Below are 1,810 nucleotides of genomic sequence, written 5' to 3'. Positions count from 1 at the left end.
GCGCCGACCCTTCCGCGGGCCGGCGCCGCACCCTATCTTGCAACCCTCTCCGACCGCACACCGCAGTTCCGGAAGCCCCTCCCCATGAACCGTAGTCCCTGGCCCGGCCGCGCCGCCGTGCCGCTCGTCACCGCGCTCAGCATCCTTTCCCTCGCGGGCGCCGCCGCCGCATCGTGGTCGCGCCCCGACGCGGACGCGTACGCAGACGCGCCGACGCTCCTCCCCGCCGTCCGGGCCGTCCCCGGGCGGGTGGACACCCTGTTCCTGGGCGGCTACGCCCAGGGGAGCTTCAGCCAGGCGCTGCGCGTCCTCGCCAGCGACCTGTCGGACGCGGAGCGGGGGATGATCGGGAGGCACCTGGACAAGATCTTCCTCCCCCTCCTCCCCGCCGACGCCCTGGGGAACGGCGGACGCCTCCGCGTGGCGTACGAGCGCGTGGTGCGTCCGGACGGGAGCACCCGCTCCATCCAGGTGCTCGCCGCCGAGGCCGCGGTGGGCGGGTCGCTCCACAAGGCGTTCTTCTTCGACGCCGCCGAGCGCCCCGGGTACTTCGACGAGCTGGGCCGCTCGCTCGACCCCGCGGCCTGGGCTCGCCCGCTGGAGCACATGCGCGTGACCTCGCCCTTCCGCATGGACCGGATGCACCCCATCCTGCGCCGCGTCCTCCCGCACACCGGGACCGACTACGCCGCGGCGGCCGGGACCCCGGTGCGCGCCACGGGGGACGGGAGCGTCACCTTCGCGGACGCGCGCGGCGGGTACGGCAACCTGGTGGAGGTGCAGCACCCCAACGGCTACAGCACCCGCTACGCGCACCTGTCGCGGATCGCGCCGGGGGTGGCGGAGGGGCGGATGGTGTCGCAGGGCGACGTCGTCGGCTACGTGGGGATGACCGGCCTCGCCACCGGCCCGCACCTGCACTACGAGGTCCGGCGGCGCGGACGCCCCGTGGACCCGGAGCTGGTCTCCGCGGACGCGGGCCCGGCCCACGACCTGGGCCTCGCGCCGGCGTGGCGCGCCGAGCGGAGGGAGCTCGGCGCCCTCCTGGCCCGGGCGCCGACCGTCCTTTCGAGGCGGGCGCGCGACGGCTCCGGACGCTGAGCGCGTCCGGCCGCCGCCGAGGCGTTTCCATGAAGGATCCGTCCGCTACCTGCGGTGCGCCCGCAACAGTCCGCCGCCCTGCCGCCCCTCCCCCCCCGCTCGCGCCCCCTCGCTAACCCGCTGCGGAATACGCGCTTCGTGCGCCCCGCCGCCCGCCCCCCGCAGGGCACGTCACGTGCTCTTGGGCTCGCGGCGGCCATGCAGCCCCGCCGCCGGGCGCCTCACGTACGGGTAGAGGCGCCCTTCTCCAATCCAGCGCAGGCAGGCTAAGGCAGTCTCCGGGATCCGTCGCTACGGGGACCCGGGCTGCGTCACGTTCGCTCCGGGAACCGGCACAGTGTCCACGCAACCGATCTCGCTCGTGACCTCCATCGGTACCGATGCGCCGAACCGCGGGAACACCCCCAGGGGACCGGGACGGGAATCCCTCCGGCGCCGGGCGGAGGACCGCGTCCTCCCGCTGCTGCTGGCGCCGCAGCCGGGACAGGACGCGCGGCTCCTCCCCGCCGGGGGAAGCGGGTCCCGGCTCCTCCAGGGGTACGAGGTCGGCCCGGAGCCCAGCGTCCGGGTCACCGAGTGCGAGGACCCGCCCCTGGAGGCCGACGACGGCGCCGTGCTCGTGGAGCTGGGCACCGGGGACGCGCTGCTGGCCGCCGGGGCCGCCATCCGCCGGATCCCGCGGGGGGCCGGGGGCGAGGACCTGCTCATG

2 protein-coding genes are annotated in these 1,810 nt (G+C 76.1%); both read left to right on the top strand.

Annotated elements, in window-relative coordinates:
• Positions 1–84 precede the first annotated feature (84 nt).
• Complete coding sequence (locus VGR37_08420; GenBank protein HEV2147415.1) at positions 85–1,101, top strand: M23 family metallopeptidase; 1,017 nt, start codon at positions 85–87, stop codon at positions 1,099–1,101.
• 361 nt (positions 1,102–1,462) lie between these two features.
• Positions 1,463–1,810: hypothetical protein (locus VGR37_08415; protein ID HEV2147414.1), on the top strand; the 348-nt coding region annotated here is incomplete at its 3' end.

Source organism: Longimicrobiaceae bacterium (assembly GCA_035936415.1).
Taxonomy (GTDB): domain Bacteria; phylum Gemmatimonadota; class Gemmatimonadetes; order Longimicrobiales; family Longimicrobiaceae; genus JAFAYN01.
Note: the sequence above shows the minus strand (reverse complement) of the source record. Positions and strands in the feature narration are given on the sequence as shown.

Coding starts and splice junctions, on each gene's coding strand:
- VGR37_08420 (HEV2147415.1), top strand. CDS start 85: ATGAACCGTAGTCCCTGGCCCGGCCGCGCCGCCGTGCCGCTCGTCACC.